Source organism: Microcoleus sp. Aus8_D2 (assembly GCF_036702665.1).
Lineage (GTDB): Bacteria > Cyanobacteriota > Cyanobacteriia > Cyanobacteriales > Microcoleaceae > Microcoleus.
The window spans coordinates 122,228-139,574 of record NZ_JAUBUN010000013.1 but is presented as its reverse complement, the minus strand read 5'-3'; the positions used below and the strand labels follow the sequence as shown (position 1 = coordinate 139,574).

Genomic DNA, 17,347 nt, shown 5'->3' with positions numbered 1-17,347 from the left:
CGCGATTGGGAATTGTGGTATAATCACTAAAGCTGTCAAATTAAACTTAGGAATAAAAATTCAATAAGTTCGGCATTCTCATGCCTGGACAGTCTACGGGCAAGGATTGAGAGGGGAACGTTGCTTAAGTTATTAAGTTTTAATTCCTTAGGAGAGTTGCAAAATGTTAGAAAAGCTTTTCGGTAACAGGAATTTGCCCAGAATTGTAAAGCGGTATGCTTGGCAGTGGATCGTCTTCAGCCTGTCTTTAATTCTAATTCTTGGCAACTACAGATTGCCAGAGGTTGTCGAACAGCAAACACCTACAGCAAACTACAAAACTTTTACCGATTGGTGTGTCAATAAAGCTAAGTTAAAATCAGGGGCTAGACACACTGTTGATTTGTTGTTAAAGAAAGCTGGAACTAATGAGTGCCAACCAGCTAATCAGAAGCTTTATAGTCTCGGTGAACTCGACCTCTACGACAATCAAATATCAGACTTTACGCTCCTGAAATTTCTGACTAACCTAACTAAACTAGACCTCAGCCTCAATCAAATATCAGACATTACACCCCTGACATCTCTGACTAACCTAACTGAGTTCAGGCTCAAAGGCGATCAAATATCAGATATTACACCCCTGAAATCTCTGACTAACCTAACTGAGTTCAGGCTCAAAGGCGATCAAATATCAGATATTACACCCCTGAAATTTCTGACTAACCTAACTAAACTAGACCTCTTTAGCTATCAAATATCAGACATTACACCGCTGAAATCTCTGATTAACCTAACTGACCTCAGGCTCGAAGGCGATCAAATATCAGACATTAAACCCCTGAAATCTCTGACTAACCTAACTAAACTAGACCTCGGCTTGAATGAAATATCAGACTTTACACCCCTGAAATTTCTGACTAACCTAACTAAACTAGACCTCTTCAGCTATCAAATATCAGACATTACACCCCTGAAATCTCTGACTAACCTAACGAACCTCGGTCTCTACGGCAATAAAATATCAGACTTTACACCCCTGAAATCTCTGACTAACCTAACTCAGCTCTACCTCTACGGCAATAAAATATCAGACATTACACCCCTGAAATCTCTGACTAACCTAACGAACCTCGGTCTCAGCGACAATAAAATATCAGACATTACACCCCTGACATCTCTGATTAACCTAACTAAACTCGACCTCTGGAACAATAAAATATCAGACATTACACCCCTGAAATCTCTGACTAACCTAACGAACCTCGGTCTCAGCGACAATCAAATATCAGACATTGCACCCCTGACATCTCTGACTAACCTAACTAAACTAGACCTCAGCCTCAATCAAATATCAGACATTACACCCCTGACATCTTTAATTAACCTAGCTGAGCTCAACCTCGAAGGCAATCCGATCGCAAATAAAACCTGTCCCCTCAAGCCAGAGTTTATCTGTAAGTTTTCTTGGTTTTAGCGAAATTGGCAAAAACACTAACACATCCAAATACCACCACCAGCGCCGAGGAGGAATAGCTTCAGCCTTTCTAATGTCAGCTAAATTGACAAAGCACGACAACTCACGATAAAAATCGTTTACATTTTCAATTAATTGCCGATCGCCCTTAATGAGTAACGTCTTTTCTGCTTCGCTCAAGTCAGATTCAATTTCTGCGAGGCGATCGCGAATTTGCAGCATTTCCAAGTGTTCTGCACCGCTGACATCAGGAAACTTAACACTAACGCAATACTTGTTTAACACAGAATTGATATGCAAACAGATTTATCCAATAGGTTCGTAGTGAGGACTTTAGTCCTTCTTAGCTTAACTCAAGAACGGACTGAAGTCCGCACTACGAACCAACTAACAGGTTAGTAGTGAGGACTTTAGTCCTTCTTAGCTTAACTCAAGAACGGACTGAAGTCCTCACTACAAACCAACTAACAGGTTCGTAGTGAGGACTTTAGTCCTTCTTAGCTTAACTCAAGAGCGGACTGAAGTCCTTACTACGAACCTATTCCCTATTTAAAACGAGTCAACACCCCGTAAATTGCCCAAATCGCCATCGCCCGCAAATAGTGACTCGCCCGAAAAGTCCCCCCAGCCGTAATCGCTTCCGGCGTGCGAAACTGCAACCCATTCTCATAAATCTGCTTCACCACCGCATCCGTCAACTTAAACGCCTTCTCCTCCATTCCCATCTGTACCAAAAAAGCCGCCAACCCAAAATTAATCCCCGTCCAAACTTCCAAAGGATGAGTCGCATTTGGATTTTCCGGGGAACCGTTCAGCATCACCCCATTCGCCGCGCCAAACTCACCGTCATTAAACTTCAAAAAGCAAGATTCGTACACAGTTTCTAAAGCGCTGAGTGCACATTCAGGCGGCACAATATCCGGCAATCCCAACAGTTTCGCGTAAAATTGACCGCACAATTGGTCGGCCATCACGACTTGGGAATTACTCTCGCTGTCCAAACGGTAATATTGACCGTTCCACAGTTTTTCTTGATAGCTCGGTCTTGCTTGTAGCAGCCAACTGTGATATAATGCAATCTTTGCTTGCGGATTGGGAAGTATGTCCGATGCTGCATCTTCTAAGATTTCACCGATCGCGATCGCACTTTCGAGCGCCGCCAACCACAAACCCCCGCAATACGCACTAATTCCCCGCATTTGCCAATCATCAAACGTCTGATCCGGTGCACCCGAATTCTCAGGAATTCCGTCCCCATCCTCATCAAAGGTTTTCAGATAAGCCAAAGCCTCAACAATCGCCGGCCAACACTCTTGCAAAAACTCGCAATCCGTGCCACCAGTCAACAGGAAATCCCGATAAACCTGCAACACAAAATCGCACGGTAAATCCTTCCACAAATTGCAATCTTGATAGCTAGTATAATTCGTTTTTTCCCAAGGATGTTCGTTGGGAGCACCCAAATCGTGGGGCGTCGCGCCGACAGCTTTTCTAATCGCCGCAGCTTGATTCCACCCAATAACTCTCGGCGTATCGTCACCCGCCGAGATTGCCCTCGCAAAGGCAATCATTACCGACTTTTCTAATTCAGGCCACAGCATTAACAAAGCAAAAGAACCGTAAAGCCGCACGTCCAAACTTTCGTACCAGCGGTAATCAATGCACTCCAAAACCCCAAATTGACCCTTCGGATCGCGTTCGTCCGCGGCAGTCCACAGAGTACCGCCGTCAGTCAAAACGTACAACTCATTAAACAGCGCCATTTTAAAACTATCTGACAAATCTGTGCGTTCTAAAATCGGTTTTTGCCAAGCTTCAATACTTTCGCGCCAAGTATCGGAATGCTTCATCGCCGTGCGAATCATCGGCCACACATTTTTGCCATTGCGCCCGAAGAAATCTGTATAACGGCGGTAGTAAGAAATTCCCGATGCAAACTCAGTAACGGGCAAATCCCAAGCTATGATAAAGGGGATTTTGCGAGTTTTTCCCGGTCTAACTGTAAACCGAACTGCGATCGCACAAGCCAAATGTTCTCCTGGGGCGGCGGCTGACTCGTCTCTGTCGTCCAACAAGAAACCTTCATTGGAAAAGTGCCGCCAGATATCCTCGCCATTCCCTGCCGGATTCCAGCGAGTTTGATAGAATACTTCTACCGCCGGATTGGTAATTGTTGCGATCGCCCACTGTCCATCACCTTCTTGTGGTCGATCGTCAGCAGTCAGCCGCGTCATCACGCAACCAAAACGGTGAAAATCTTCCACCAACAAATTCATATTTCCGCCACTTTCTCCCCACCGGGGTTTATAGTCATAAAATGGACTGCCATCATCTCGCACCTTCACTTCCGGGGACTTGTTGGCATTAGTAAACCACCCGACAATATTCTCCCAAGTTAGCATGATGCTGAGAGTAATCGGCGCATCTGTCGGATTGTGTGCTACCCATTCAAACATGGCAACTGGGTAACTGCTTTCTTGATAATTATTGGGCAAAATTGGCGAAAATTGTTCGCAGCTTAATTGAGCCTCAAATACATTTTCGTAAACAAACCAACTGCGCGGATACAAAGCATGATAAGTCCCAGTATAAGACTTTGCTCCTCTTCCTTCAGCCTGCTGTCTCCCCTCCGTTACATCCGTTACATCCGTTACAAAATCCGCTGCCGAACTTCCTTCATTCGGATACCATTTCCAACTAGATAAACTGCCATCGGTAGGTAGTTCAGTGGACAGTGCATAAGCTTGTTTCTTGCCTCTTGTTTCTTCAAAAACGCTAAATTGACAAGCAGGCAAACTGCGAAAAATGTGTTCGCCGCCGTCGATGTGCCAAAGGTTGAAGTCGCCGCGGGGCGATCGCCCGATGCAGCCGGCACCGAAGCCGCCCAGAGGCATTCCGTGCCAAGGGCCGTCGTCGAGATTGCTTGCGTAGCGGACTGTATAGGGATTATCCCAACCGAGGCCGATGGGACGTTTCCAGGTGTGCGGGGGGATGTTTGGGTTAAATGTGCGATCGTTATTCATGGAATTAATCTTACAATTTTAGATTTTAGATTTTAGATTTTAGATTTTGGGTGAGATAATTATATTTTAGGTTTTATTTGTCAATATAAGTCAACAGATTTCCAGATTTTGGACTGGCGATCGCCTAACGGGGAAGAATATCATCTAACCGAAGTTGCAAACTCTTTAACAGAGGAGAAACAATCGGTTCGCGCAGGCGAAATAGTTGCTTGCTATAATAATCTTGGTCAATCAGTTCGCAAACCTTGACAGTAGGTTGTTTCGGTTTACCGATCAAAGCCACGCCCCAATCCGCGATAATCGACTATCCAATATTCGGGAATTCCTAAAAGAGCATATTCTTCAACTTTTCGGGCGTAATCTGTCTCCCAATCGAGCGACAAATGCTTCAAAGGTGAGGATTTTGGGCGCGGTGTAAGTCATGGCAAATTAACAGTTTTTTGCTGAAAATCTTATTCTATCAACTAACCTCTTGGATAAATATTTTATTGATAGATCGACCGCAGATGAAAGACAGATTAACACAGATTAACGCAGATAATTGCAAGAATTGAGAGTGAATGAGTGTAAGAGATCTAACTAACTAAATCCCAAATCAGAACCTTTTCCCGCGTGAACCAAAGCCAACTTTTCGTAACGCTTGGCGTGTTCCACCAACTGGGCAGATTCCTCTTCAGACAAGTCTCGCAGCCGCTTGGCAGGCACTCCCGCAACCAGCGTGTGAGGGGGAACGTCCTTCGTGACAACCGCCCCTGCACCGACGATCGAGCCTGTTCCCACTCTCACTCCGTCCAGGACGATCGCCCCAATCCCGATCAAACAGCCCCGTTCAATGTAAGCTGAATGAATCACGGCTCGGTGTCCGACTGTCACAAAATCTTCTAAAACCGTCGGTTTCCCGGGATCGCCGTGTAGAATTGCTCCGTCTTGGATATTGGTACTTTTGCCGATCGCAATTCGCTCTACATCCCCGCGCACCACCGCCCCGTACCAGATACTAGCGCCCGCTGCCACCTCTACCCTGCCAATGACAACAGCCCCTGCCGCGACAAAAGCAGCTTGGGAGAGATCCGGCAAGGGCCAACAGGCAGGAAGTGCAGGGAGAGGTTCGTTGAGATTGCTCATCTTTTTGGTCGATCGTGATACTTCTAGCAGATTAGCTGGTTGTTGATACGGGATATAATAAGACTATTTGCCACTTTTGCAGATAAATATGCTGGGACGCAATAAATGATTGAAGTTGCCTTGCAATACCCGATGTTTGGCCCGGAAATTCAGTGTCCACACTGTCGCCAAACAATTCCGGCTTTAACACTCACGGATACCTATTTGTGTCCGCGTCACGGGGCATTTGAGGCAGATCCAAAAACGGGGGAACTCGTTCACCTTCAGTCTGGGCGACACTGGCGCCGCTGGGAAGATGAATGGTATCGCCAGCACACTCACCCCGACGGAATTCGGTTTGAAATTCACGAAGCGCTCGATCGACTCTATACTCAAGGCTACCGAGCAACTCGCGTGATCGTTGCCCAACGCTATCGAGACTTAATCAGCGCTTATTTGGAACGCAGCACGCCGTGGCGAGGCCAGCCGGACTCACCACGCCCCCGGCTGTACGGTTTACCTGTTGATTTTAGCCCCGATCCTCAAGAGGAACCTTGTTGGGAAGTGATTAATTTTGATTTGGAAAAAGAGCCTGGAGTTCCGATTAGATATCCCTATTTTCGGTTGTTTGAATAGTCAGTAGTCAGTAGTCAGTAGTCAGTAGTCAGTAGTCAGTAGTCAGTAGTCAGTAGTCAGTAGTCAGTAGTCATTAGTCATTAGTCATTAGTCATTAGTCATTAGTCATTAGTTGATTAGTAGTTGGTAACAAGTGACAACTATCAACTGCCAACTGCCAATGCCCGATGCCCAATGCCCGATGCCCGATGCCCAATGCCCGATGCCCGATGCCCGATGCCCAATGCCCAATGCCCGATGCCCAATGCCCGATGCCCGATGCCCGATGCCCGATGCCCACTGCCAACTGTCAACTGCCAAATGCACCACGCCTCGATTCGCACTGCTAACATTCACCGGGCGATCGCCTTTTACGAACAGTTAGGCTTTACTGTCAGCGATCGCTTTACCACAGGTTACACCCTAGCCTGTTGGATGGAAGGTCTTAACGGACGCATCGAACTCATTCAAATCCCGGAACCAAAACCCGCACCCGATGCTTTCACAGACGAGCATTATGTTGGATATTATCATTTATCCTTCGATTTAACTGAGGCGACAACTGATTTGCCGAGTTGGTTGCAGTCTCTGAAACAGCGGTTTGAGGAAGCAGCTAGAGAGCAACCAAACCAGTTTCAAGCTTTGAAAGTTTTATTAGAACCGACTCAACAGGCGATCGGGCAAAATGTTTATGAAGTAGCTTTTATTGCCGATACCGACGGTTTGCCCTTAGAGTTTATCCGGCGCCTTAACGAGCCAAATTCTGAAAAGTAGGGCAACGACATCGCCGTCTCCAGCTCTGGGATCTGCGACTTTTCACTAAATCTTTGATGCCAGCAGCTCAACCGCAGATATCAGGCAGATAAACACAGATGCAACGCAGATGAATGCCTGATTGGAAAGCTTGGGAAAGCAATTCAAGTCTATTGAGCGATTGATTTTTTGTCGATCGCCCGTACCTCCCTTCAACCTCAAAAATATACACAAATTAATATATACGCCGATTCCGCCGGATTTTGACCCATCCGACTGATGAAATTTAACGAGATTTGTGAGAATATGAAAAGAATATGAAAAGTATTGAACCGTAAAACCAATGACCCACTCGGAAAACAGACCCAGCCTTCCTGAAGTCCACCGCAGCATCCCCATTCCCAACAGCAAAGGCTTCTGGCGTAAAATGCTGGCTTACGCAGGGCCGGGATATCTGGTTTCCGTGGGTTACATGGACCCGGGAAACTGGGCGACTGACTTAGCGGGGGGAGCAAAGTTTGGCTACGCGCTATTAAGTGTGATTTTGCTATCTAATTTGATGGCAATTTTGCTGCAATCATTGTGCGTGCGGTTGGGAGTCGCAACGGGACGAGATTTGGCACAAGCTTGTCGAGATTATTTCAGTCCGCGAGTCAGTTTTTTCCTGTGGATACTTTGTGAAATTGCGATTTCTGCTTGCGATTTAGCTGAACTTGTTGGTAGTGCGATCGGGCTGCAATTGCTATTTGGCATTCCCTTAGTTTGGGGAGTGTGCATTACTGCATTAGATGTAATCATGGTGTTATTTTTACAAGGCAGAGGCTTTCGTTATATCGAAGCTTTGGTGATTACTATTATTACAATTATTGGCGGTTGCTTTGTCGCAGAAATGATTTTTGCTAAACCAGATAGCGGAGGAGTTTTACTCGGTTATGTTCCCAGCCTAGAGATTTTACAAAATCAGGGAATGCTTTATATTGCGGTTGGGATTTTAGGAGCAACTGTGATGCCGCACAATCTCTACCTGCATTCATCGATCGTGCAAACTCGTGCTTGGGAAGAAACTTCTGAGAAAAAATGGGAAGCCATAAAATTTGGCACAATTGATTCTACAGTAGCGCTGTCAATAGCTTTGTTTATTAATTCAGCAATTCTGATATTGTCGGCTGCAACATTTCACTTTTCAGGCTATCAAGAAGTAGCAGAAATTCAAGATGCTTACAAACTGCTTTCTCCGGTGCTAGGTGTGGGTTATGCTAGTGCAATTTTTGCCTTTGCTTTATTGGCTTCGGGCCAGAACTCAACTTTGACTGCAACTCTAGCAGGACAGATTGTGATGGAAGGGTTTTTGCATTTTCGTCTGCGGCCTTGGTTGCGGCGCTTGCTGACTCGACTGGTGGCTATTGTGCCAGCTTTGATCTCAATTATCCTGTTGGGTGAAGGTAGTACCACTAATTTACTGGTTTTCAGTCAAGTGATTCTCAGTTTGCAATTACCTTTTGCAGTAATTCCTTTGGTAATGTTTACCTCAAACCGCCGCTTGATGGGAGAGTTTGTGAATCCATTTTGGCTGAAAGCGGTAGCTTGGTTCGTTGCTAGTATTATAGTTGGATTAAATATTTGGCTGTTATTACAAACCATTTTCTAGCAATCTGAGGCTATAGGGGTTTTCAATCGAGTGAATTACAGAGTCGGTCGAATGACCATACTAAGATTAGTTTGTAGTGCGCCCGAAAGTCCGCTCTCTGTCTGCGGACTTTCGGGCGCACTACAAACCGTTTTTGTTATGGTAATCGACCTGATAGGATATGAATTACAGAGCCGAGTAGCGACGCCAGTGCCGTGTCGTGCCCTGTAACCATCCCAAAAAGTAGAGGTATAGCGGTTATGTCACATCAAACCCGGTGAGATCGGAATGAGATCGCAGTGCGAGATCGCCGAAACGCGGAGGCAACACAATTATCAGATAATTTAACTGGGGCGAAAGGATTCGAACCTCTGAATGGCGGGACCAAAACCCGCTGCCTTACCACTTGGCGACGCCCCAACGTCTTAACCTTCACTATCTTAACATTCCAACACCTGAATCTGTCAAGCGTTTTGACAATAAAATTTAAAAAATGTTTTTGAAAGCGATCGCCCGCCAGTTTATTCTTTGACAACAGCGGGGCGATCCATCGGGATCTCAATCCAGAACTCCGCTCCCTGTCCGGCTTGGGAGATACACTTCAAACTGCCGCCGTGTTTTTCCACCACAATCTGGTAGCTGATAGACAAGCCGAGTCCCGTACCCTTACCCACCGGTTTAGTCGTAAAGAAAGGGTCAAACAAGCGCAATTTAGCTTTTTGGGTCAATCCCGGCCCGCTGTCGCGAATCCGAATCAGCACAAGTTGACCGATCGACTTTCCAGGCTCAGCATCCTCCGAGTCTCGGGATACCACCGCCGTCGAGATTTCGATCGTCTTGGGTGCGGGCTGATTTTCCAAAGAGTCGATCGCATTCCCCAAAATATTCATAAATACTTGGTTGAGCTGTCCGGGATAGCACTCTACCTTCGGTAAGTCGCCGTAGTCTTTAATTACCTTAATTCCCGGTATCGGCCCGTTGGACTTCAAGCGGCTGTGCAAAATCAGCAGCGTGCTGTCAATCCCTTCATGAATGTCCACCGGCTTCTTCTCGGCTTCGTCGTGCCGCGCAAAGTTCCGCAGAGACAGGACAATTTGGCGGATGCGTTCGGCTCCCATCTCCATTGAAGACAAAATTTTCAGCAAATCCGGCACTACGAAATCCACATCGATTTCTTCGCTTTTATCGAGAATTTCCTCGCAAGGGTTGGGGTAGTGCTTTTGATACAACCGCAGCAAATCCAGCAGATCTTTCATGTACTGCTCGCAATAAGTCAAGTTGCCGTAAATAAAATTAACCGGATTGTTAATTTCGTGGGCGACGCCGGCCACCATTTGACCGAGAGAGGACATTTTTTCGTTTTGGATGAGCTGAGCTTCTTTCTGCTGCAAACTCTGCAAAGTTTCCGTCAGTTGGCGGGCTTGAGCTTGAGCGGCTAAGGCTGCTGCCCGGGTTTGGGCGTAAAGTTCGGCTTGGTCGATCGCGATCGCCAGTTGATCCACCACCGCTTGCAGCAATTCCACTTCGCTCGCCGCCCAGGAACGGCGGCTGCTGTAATGGTTGCAAACTACCGCCCCCATTTGACCGGAGCGAGTTTTGAGCGGCAGCAGCAGCTTAGAAACAATCCCGACATCGGTCAAAAAAGCTCGCGTGGGCGGTTCGATGCAGGCTGCTGTTGCCGCGTCGCCGATCCGCAGCGTTTGGCGGTGGCGAATTTTCTCGGCCAGCAGCGTTACTTGTTCGATCGGATATTCTGCCAGCCGCTCTGTGAGTTCGGGATTTGCCGCCTCGTGGGTCATCGCAAAACTTGGGTGTCCGTGCCGCGAGATGTCATACCACAAAAAGTAGCACTGGTCAACCTGCAACAAGCTGCGAATCTCGTTCACAGCCGTATCTAAAATTTTGTCGAGATCGAGGGAATTCCGCATCTGGCTGGCGAGGCCGAACAGCAAGCCTTCGCGGCGGCTCAACAATTCTTCTCGGGCCTTGACGCGATCGATCGCCACAGCGATAGCGTTAGCCATCCACCCCAGAACTTCTAGCGTCCCATCGGTAGGCGGAGCGCTGCTGCACAGAGCCATCACTCCCACCAGCCGCTCCTCCACAATCAGCGGATAGGCAATGGCCCAGAGGGACGGGATCGACAGCAGCAACACCGGGGCAGTTTGGAGTTTTCCCGGTTCTGCTCGCACCCAATCTGCTATTTCCCGTTCCCACTCTTCGCTGCTGAGTCCTGAAGCGGCCTGCAATTCCAACCGCTCTGTCTGTGGGTTGAACGTCCAGATGCTCGCCCCTGAGGCGTCGAGGTAATCTACCATTGCCTCGGTGCAGCGGTTGAGGGTGGCGGGTATTGTCCCGCCTTGTCCCAGGGCTGCACCAACTTTAGCTTGCAGGGTTCCCAAGCGCGATCGCTCCTGTAGCGAGGCTGCTGTTGGTTGGCGCCCGGTCGCTATTTCTGGGATTTGTTTGCTATCGGGTTCGCACTCGATGCGCCCTGAAGTTTCCCGCAAATCTTGAGATTTGCCGGTTTCGAGAATCGGGAGCTTTTTTGTTTGGAATATTCTCGTGCCAATCTCTGGCGTCTGTACTGTCCAGAAAAAGTCCTGGTTCGTCGATCGACCTAACTCGCAGATTTGCTGGCCGTCCGAGGTGAGATCTTCTACCTCTGCCACCTCTTTCTGCGCTTTGACCAATTGCCAGCGCAGCTCTACCAAACTCGCAACTTGCCGACTTAAAGTTTCTATACCATCCATCGTTTCTTTTGTCAAGTCTCTGGGTACGGAGTCCATGACACAGAGCACTCCCAGCATCTGCCCGTCTGAGGTGACGACTGGGATGCCGGCGTAAAATTTCACGCCTGGGTAGGAAACAATTAGCGGATGCTGAGCAAATCGCACGTCTGTAGAAGCGTCTCGGACAATGGTTGGTTGTCGCTCTTGCTTGAAGGAATTTGTCGGGAGTTCGATCGCTCCGGAGGCCGCAACCGCAGGTTTTTGTAGGGGAATTGCGCGGTCTAATTCCGATAGAGAGTTCGAGCTGATGGCGAAATCAGGGGGAGTTTGGTCGATCGCGCGAGCGCAAAAATTCAGGTAACGGTGGGCCAAAGTTCGATCGATACCTAGCTGCGACTTCAACCAGTGGCCTGAGGCGTCAATCAAGCTCAAGAAAGCAATAGGAGTTCGGCCGATCGTTGCGGCCAAGCCGACCAAATCGTCAAAGCAAGCCTCCGGATCGGAGCCCAGAAGCTGATACAAATCGATGCGCGAGAGCTCGAACACTGTTTTACCAAGAGGCAAGGGTGCTTTCATCATGTATAACTGCCCATCTAGTTGCTGGCAACCGCCATTCTCAATACTTTGAATAAACACGAGCTATGAATTTTGTGCCTGGAGACTGTGGGAGCAAGTCGCGCGCAGGCTGCTTGCGCCCAACTCAGACCAACCTCTTGACTGACATGGAAACTTTTGAGTTGTGGGAGTTAGAGCACCGCAGATCTAATACTGTAGAAATTATACTTCGAGTTGACGATACTTTTGAATACCTCCGGCTGGGTGAATCTAAGAGCCTCCGTGGGGAGGAAGCACCATTCAAAAATATATGGCGGATAGCTTACATAGAATTTCTTAATAAGTTTAATAGTATCTTAACAGACTTATCTAATCATGAGTAGCTGGCTTGCTGGTACATTAAAATAATCGGTTTGTGTCATAATACCAGTGCGCTTTACCGGACTGTGCCGCAGGTGGCTCAACTACAGTTAGGAGATAAACTAGAAAAGACCGCCAAAATGTTAAACTTTGTAACAATACTTGGTCAAACTCTACCGTCGAGGGTTTCTGGGTTGGGATGCACATTACTCCTGATGATCGAACCCAAAATTTTCGACTAAGAGTTCAAGATCCCAGATTCATCTATGGAGTAAATGTCAAATCTCAAATCTCAAAATGGAAAATCGACTGACGGTGGGAATGATGTTTTCTATTTTCAAGAACTCTAAATAAACCAGGAGAAGAATATGTCTGCAACTAGCAGTCAATTACCAACTATTTTGGCAGTTGATGATAGCGTCGTGATGCAAGGACTGGTCAAACAAGCCTTAAGCAAAGAGTTTCGAGTTCTCGTGACAGACAATGCAGTCGATGCTTTGTCAACGATTTATCACGAACAAATTTCGGTTTTGTTGCTCGATGTTTCGATGCCTGGGATTGACGGATTGGAACTCTGCCGTACCGTGCGCAGCTTGCCTCAGTTTCAGAATTTGCCGATCGTCATGCTGACAGCCAGAGATGGAGCATTTGATAAGGTACAGGGGCGTTTGGCGGGAGCAACCGAGTATTTAACTAAGCCCTTTGATGCTGAAAAATTGCGCGAAGTAATTGGTAAGTTTATCAATCTCAAATCATAAAAGTTACCCGCCCTACATCAAAGAAACAGTCCTCTATATGTAGGGTGCGCAGTGCGCACCGAGAAGACTATAAGTAGCGCGTAAAACCATTTTTTTGTTTGAGTCCTGAGAAACGGGGTTGATGATTTCCTACGGATTGCTGAAAAAAAACTATTGCGATCGAGCAACCCGGTTTCTGCTAGTTCACACCTCAAAATTATAGTATTTTTATATTCAGGGAGCCACAGGCTTAGAATTACCAATTACCAATTACCAATTACCAATTACCAATTCCCAATTCCTCATTACCTCATTAAAGGGCAAAGGGCTATATTCTCGCTAAGTCCTAAACTTTTAATTTCGCCAACAGCAGAGGAGCGATCGCACTAACGGGTAAAACGTGCTGGACCGCACCCAGGGCGATCGCCTCTTTCGGCATTCCGAACACAACGCAACTAGCCTCATCTTGAGCAATTGTCAAACCGCCGAGTCGGGCGATCGCCAACAAACCCTCAGCACCATCTCGCCCCATTCCTGTTAGCAACACCCCCGCAGCCCCGCGACCATAAAAACTAGCAACTGACTTAAATGTTACCGTTACAGAGGGGCAATGTCCCGCTTCACGAGCAGCTTCAGAATAAATAAAACGCCCTTGAGCATCCAATTCTAAATGACGTTTTTCTGGCGGGAAATAAACAATCCCAGCTTGCGGGAATTCCCCCAAACCAGCTATTTTCACCGGCAGTTTAGATTCAAAACCCAACCAGTCAACCAATCCCTGCAAAAATCCTTCACTAATGTGCTGGATGCAAATTACCGGCACTGGAAAATTAGCCGGAAACTGCGAAATAATCGAGTGTAGCGCTTGCGGCCCGCCTGTAGACGCGCCAACAGCCAATAACTTAATAGTTTGAGAATTGAGATTTTTGCTAGATAATTGGTAATTATGAATTGGTAATTGATAATTTTTTTTGCTTGGGCGACGCTCGGCTGTTTCGATTCCTCCAAGCCTTTGATGCCGCGTAAATACTTTAACTCCCGACAACACTTTAACTTTAGCGATTAATTCATTCCCCAGGCGATCGTAATCAGACGCCAACCCGCCAATGGGTTTAGGAAAAACATCTAATGCACCTGCTTTCATTAATTCAAATACATTTTGAGTATCCTTTGCTTGTACAGAAGCACTAATTATTAAAATTGGGCGCGGGTATTTTTTCATCACTTCCCGCGTGAACTCTAACCCGTTCATTTGTGCCATATTCAAATCCGTACAGATGACTTCCGGTTGAAGTTTCGGGATTAATTCTAGGGCTTCTAACCCGTTAGAAGCCGTTCCGACAACCTGGATTTCTGGCGAAGCATCCAAAATGCGCTTGAGAACGATCGTAGCTACTGGGGAATCTTCTACCAACAATACTTTAATGGGCAACAACATCAGTTATTTTAGGTAATTGGCAATTGGGAATGGGGCATGGGGAATAGGGCATGGGGCATGGGGCATGGGGCAAACAGGGCATTGGCAATTGCTAATTGGTAGTAAATAAAAAATCACAAATAACAAATAACAAATAACCCACAACCCACCACCAATAACTAACAATTAAACTAACCTTTTCAAGGTCTCGATTAATACATCTTGATTGAAAGTACCTTTAGGAATATAAGCATTAGCCCCTGCATCAGCCCCTCTTTTTCTATCTTCATCCGACGCCAAAGATGTCACCAAAATAATCGGCAACTCACTGTATTCTTTTTGCTGGCGAATTTTAACTGTCAGTCCCAAACCGTCCAAATTAGGCATTTGTACGTCAGAAATCAGAGCATCAAAATAGCGAGTTTTTAATTTATTGAAAGCATCCAATCCGTCTACGGCTGTCACCACTTCATAACCTGCACCTTCGAGAATGCGCTTTTCTTGAGTGCGGGTAGCGATCGAATCTTCTGCTAAAAGTATAACTTGTTTTCGGCTGACTGTCTCAATTGGCGATCGCGCACTCCCAACCGCACCCAACAAAACCTGCTTGCGTACAGATTTTATCAAATCGTGGGGATTGAGCACCATACAAACTTCCCCCGTCCCCAGAATCGTTGCACCTGAAACATTTCGCACCCGTTTCAGCAATTGACTTTGAGGTTTAATCACCACATCCTGTTCATCAATCAAAGCATCTATAAATAATCCCAATCTTTCCTCCCCAACTTTCAAAACAATACAAGACATTTTCCGTGAATTATAATTCTCGGATTCTCCCTCTCTTTTCCTGTTGACTTCTCTCCAACTTTCCTGTCTCCACTCCCGATTTTTAGGCAACCACTCTCTATTATTTAAGTCAAGTAAATCAGCCAAATAAGCAACTGATAGTGGCTGACCATCAGAAAGTATAGTTGCCTTATCCTCGACGGCAAAAATCTCAGAATTAGCCACGCTTTTGGCAGTTTCAACAAACTCAATTGGCAGCGCATAAGCAATACCTTCAACCGCAACGATTAATACATTAGCAGTAGCTAGCGACGTGCTGATTTGTAGCCTAAAACTGCATTTTTTCCCGGATATAGATTCAACTTGAATGCTGCCCTTTAATGCTTCAACATTAGTCCTAACTACATCTAAACCCACCCCTCGTCCCGAGATTTCCGTAACAAATGTTCTGGTTGAAAAACCCGGAGCAAAAATCAGCGATTGAATTTGGCTTTCTGTCATAACCGCCAGTTCTTCGGGCGTGCAGATGTTGCGTCTCACAGCAGTTTGTTTAATGCGATCGAGATTTAGCCCCCGGCCATCATCAGCAACTTCAATGATAATATTGCTAGCAGTCTGGTAGCCTTTAATTCGGAGAGTAGCAGCGGGAGGTTTGCCGAGCTTTTCGCGTTCTGCGGGCGTCTCTATCCCGTGGTCGATCGCATTCCTAATCAGGTGCATTAAAGGGTCTTTCATTTCTTCTAAAATGCGTTTGTCAGCTCGATTTTCCCCACCTTCAATGACTAATTTAACCTCTTTTCCTTCCCGCTTAGCCAAGTCTCTAACAGCGCGGGGAAATAGATTAAAAATAGTAGACAAAGGCAACAGTCTGAGAGTTCGAATTCCTGATTCTAATTCCTCCGAAATTAATTCGAGTTTGGCAGTATCTTCATCAACTCGATTTTTTAAGCGATTTACTAGAGTTCCCAGACGTTCTAAACTTTCTTCAGTACGCTGGTAATAACTCTGTAACTGCATGATGAGCGCGTTTTCTTGAAAACCATTTTTATCGGATTGTATCTGATGAAAAGCCAACCGATTTATAAAAGCTTCTCTGCTCCAACTCTCCCACAAATTGGTCAGTTTATCGATATCAGCAAGTCGGTGTAATAGCCGAGTTTTGGTGACAGTAAGTTCCCCTGCTTGAGTCATTAAATCGTCTAAATTTTGGGTAGCAACGCGAATAGTTTCGATGCGGTAAGACGAACTAGAGGAAGCGCTAAAAGTTGGTTGGGAAGCCGATGCAGCAACGGGAGCAGCAGCAGGCAATTTTTGAGCTTGCAGTAGCAATTCTTGCTCTGATTGTATCGTCGAAAAAGAGTAATTATTATCTAAATTAGCGGCGGAAGAAGTTTCACTATTAGTTTCTATTGGTGGCGTTTCCGAATCAGAAAATAGCGTTTTTATTAATTGTTGTTCTGTTACTTTTGAAGCTTCTGGCTCAACTTGAGCGGGAGTCGGCTGGGGCTTGCTAGAAGCGCCCATCATACTAGCAAGCACGTAAAATGTATTGACACCCGAATCTTCACCCGTGACGGCTTCGTCAACCAGTTTGCGGATGGCGTCTAAACCTTGCGAAAGTCGATCGCTAATTTCTGAAGTTAGCTGAGTCTCTCCCCGCTTGACACCTCCCAAAATATGCTCTATTTGATGAGCTAAAGATGCTACATTTTTTACCGCCAGCATCCCCGCATCGCCTTTAAGGGAATGAGTTTCCCGCAGCAATTCTTCTAACTTAGCTGAGTCCCCCGGATGTTGTTCCAAGTACAGCAGTCCATCGTCGAGTTTCTGCAAGTGTTCTTCACTAGCAATTTTAAATACATCTCGGAGTTCTTCATCTTCAATCATAGATATTTCGGGGAATTGGTAATTGGTAATTGGTAATTGGTAATAGGTAATTGGTAATTAAATATTACCTCTTTCTTGTTGTTTATTCCTAATGACTAATGACTAATGACTAATGACTAATGACTAATGAGGGCGGGCACGGGGGCACCGCCCCTACCTACTGACTACTGACTAATGACTAATGAGGGCGGGCACGGGGGCACCGCCCCTACCTACTGACTACTGACTACTGACTAATGAGGGCGGGCACGGGGGCACCGCCCCTACCTACTGACTACTGACTACTGACAACTGA

Annotated in this window: 14 protein-coding genes and 1 tRNA gene; 5 read left to right on the top strand and 10 right to left on the bottom strand. The window is 46.4% G+C overall.

The genetic code is table 11. From position 1 onward, the window contains the following. The first annotated feature begins 163 nt into the window (after window positions 1-163). Window positions 164-1,456: a leucine-rich repeat domain-containing protein gene (locus QUB64_RS13230; RefSeq protein ID WP_333325402.1), complete on the top strand. Its 1,293-nt coding sequence runs from the start codon at window positions 164-166 to the stop codon at window positions 1,454-1,456. On the opposite strand, the gene QUB64_RS13225 is transcribed toward QUB64_RS13230, so the two are convergent. The 5 genes from QUB64_RS13225 to QUB64_RS13205 form a co-directional block, all read right to left on the bottom strand. After that, entirely contained in the window at window positions 1,367-1,741 is a 375-nt protein-coding gene (locus QUB64_RS13225) for a hypothetical protein (protein WP_333268745.1), read from the bottom strand. The genes QUB64_RS13230 and QUB64_RS13225 overlap by 90 nt on opposite strands. 260 nt (window positions 1,742-2,001) lie before the next feature. Beyond that, window positions 2,002-4,479, bottom strand: coding sequence for a GH116 family glycosyl hydrolase (locus QUB64_RS13220; RefSeq protein WP_333268747.1), 2,478 nt, complete (start codon window positions 4,477-4,479; stop codon window positions 2,002-2,004). Window positions 4,480-4,603: 124 nt separating this feature from the next. Continuing rightward, on the bottom strand, window positions 4,604-4,762 hold the full coding sequence (locus QUB64_RS13215) for a hypothetical protein (RefSeq protein ID WP_333268749.1): 159 nt from the start codon (window positions 4,760-4,762) through the stop codon (window positions 4,604-4,606). Then, entirely contained in the window at window positions 4,746-4,862 is a 117-nt protein-coding gene (locus QUB64_RS13210) for a Uma2 family endonuclease (protein WP_333343206.1), read from the bottom strand. Before QUB64_RS13210 ends, QUB64_RS13215 begins: the two co-directional genes overlap by 17 nt. A gap of 196 nt (window positions 4,863-5,058) precedes the next feature. Further along, window positions 5,059-5,604 carry a gamma carbonic anhydrase family protein gene (locus QUB64_RS13205; protein ID WP_333268751.1) on the bottom strand — a complete coding sequence of 182 codons (546 nt, stop codon included), beginning with the start codon at window positions 5,602-5,604 and terminating at the stop codon, window positions 5,059-5,061. 105 nt (window positions 5,605-5,709) lie between these two features. Between QUB64_RS13205 and QUB64_RS13200 the strand changes: the two genes are divergently transcribed. Next, window positions 5,710-6,219, top strand: coding sequence for a TIGR02652 family protein (locus QUB64_RS13200; RefSeq protein ID WP_293178626.1), 510 nt, complete (start codon window positions 5,710-5,712; stop codon window positions 6,217-6,219). A 108-nt stretch (window positions 6,220-6,327) separates the two neighbouring features. On the opposite strand, the gene QUB64_RS13195 is transcribed toward QUB64_RS13200, so the two are convergent. Next, window positions 6,328-6,528 (bottom strand): hypothetical protein, encoded by a 201-nt coding sequence (locus QUB64_RS13195; protein ID WP_333268756.1) that lies wholly within the window; start codon window positions 6,526-6,528, stop codon window positions 6,328-6,330. Between QUB64_RS13195 and QUB64_RS13190 the strand changes: the two genes are divergently transcribed. Together QUB64_RS13190 and QUB64_RS13185 are read left to right on the top strand one after the other, a co-directional pair. After that, window positions 6,520-6,972 (top strand): VOC family protein, encoded by a 453-nt coding sequence (locus QUB64_RS13190; protein ID WP_333268758.1) that lies wholly within the window; start codon window positions 6,520-6,522, stop codon window positions 6,970-6,972. The genes QUB64_RS13195 and QUB64_RS13190 overlap by 9 nt on opposite strands. A 322-nt stretch (window positions 6,973-7,294) precedes the next feature. Continuing rightward, a complete protein-coding gene (locus QUB64_RS13185) occupies window positions 7,295-8,599 on the top strand; it encodes an Nramp family divalent metal transporter (RefSeq protein ID WP_333268759.1) in 1,305 nt (434 codons plus the stop codon). 327 nt (window positions 8,600-8,926) lie between these two features. Here QUB64_RS13185 and QUB64_RS13180 read toward each other — a convergent pair. Together QUB64_RS13180 and QUB64_RS13175 are read right to left on the bottom strand one after the other, a co-directional pair. Next, window positions 8,927-8,998: transfer RNA gene (locus QUB64_RS13180), tRNA-Gln, on the bottom strand. A 101-nt stretch (window positions 8,999-9,099) separates the two neighbouring features. After that, a complete protein-coding gene (locus QUB64_RS13175; RefSeq protein ID WP_333343200.1) occupies window positions 9,100-11,889 on the bottom strand; it encodes a GAF domain-containing protein in 2,790 nt (929 codons plus the stop codon). 704 nt (window positions 11,890-12,593) lie between these two features. Here QUB64_RS13175 and QUB64_RS13170 point away from each other — a divergent pair. Further along, window positions 12,594-12,983, top strand: a complete 390-nt coding sequence (locus QUB64_RS13170; protein WP_333268763.1) for a response regulator — start codon at window positions 12,594-12,596, stop codon at window positions 12,981-12,983. Between the two features lie 325 nt (window positions 12,984-13,308). On the opposite strand, the gene cheB is transcribed toward QUB64_RS13170, so the two are convergent. Beyond that, a complete protein-coding gene (gene cheB / locus QUB64_RS13165; protein ID WP_333268766.1) occupies window positions 13,309-14,400 on the bottom strand; it encodes a chemotaxis-specific protein-glutamate methyltransferase CheB in 1,092 nt (363 codons plus the stop codon). A gap of 165 nt (window positions 14,401-14,565) precedes the next feature. Further along, window positions 14,566-17,052: a hybrid sensor histidine kinase/response regulator gene (locus QUB64_RS13160; RefSeq protein WP_333268768.1), complete on the bottom strand. Its 2,487-nt coding sequence runs from the start codon at window positions 17,050-17,052 to the stop codon at window positions 14,566-14,568. Window positions 17,053-17,347: the final 295 nt, after the last annotated feature.

Bases quoted from the DNA above. Each gene is read 5' to 3' on its own strand.
- cheB (WP_333268766.1), bottom strand. From the start codon at position 14,400: ATGTTGTTGCCCATTAAAGTATTGTTGGTAGAAGATTCCCCAGTAGCT.
- QUB64_RS13185 (WP_333268759.1), top strand. From the start codon at position 7,295: ATGACCCACTCGGAAAACAGACCCAGCCTTCCTGAAGTCCACCGCAGC.
- QUB64_RS13170 (WP_333268763.1), top strand. From the start codon at position 12,594: ATGTCTGCAACTAGCAGTCAATTACCAACTATTTTGGCAGTTGATGAT.
- QUB64_RS13175 (WP_333343200.1), bottom strand. From the start codon at position 11,889: ATGATGAAAGCACCCTTGCCTCTTGGTAAAACAGTGTTCGAGCTCTCG.
- QUB64_RS13160 (WP_333268768.1), bottom strand. From the start codon at position 17,052: ATGATTGAAGATGAAGAACTCCGAGATGTATTTAAAATTGCTAGTGAA.
- QUB64_RS13200 (WP_293178626.1), top strand. From the start codon at position 5,710: ATGATTGAAGTTGCCTTGCAATACCCGATGTTTGGCCCGGAAATTCAG.
- QUB64_RS13220 (WP_333268747.1), bottom strand. From the start codon at position 4,479: ATGAATAACGATCGCACATTTAACCCAAACATCCCCCCGCACACCTGG.
- QUB64_RS13205 (WP_333268751.1), bottom strand. From the start codon at position 5,604: ATGAGCAATCTCAACGAACCTCTCCCTGCACTTCCTGCCTGTTGGCCC.
- QUB64_RS13190 (WP_333268758.1), top strand. From the start codon at position 6,520: ATGCACCACGCCTCGATTCGCACTGCTAACATTCACCGGGCGATCGCC.
- QUB64_RS13230 (WP_333325402.1), top strand. From the start codon at position 164: ATGTTAGAAAAGCTTTTCGGTAACAGGAATTTGCCCAGAATTGTAAAG.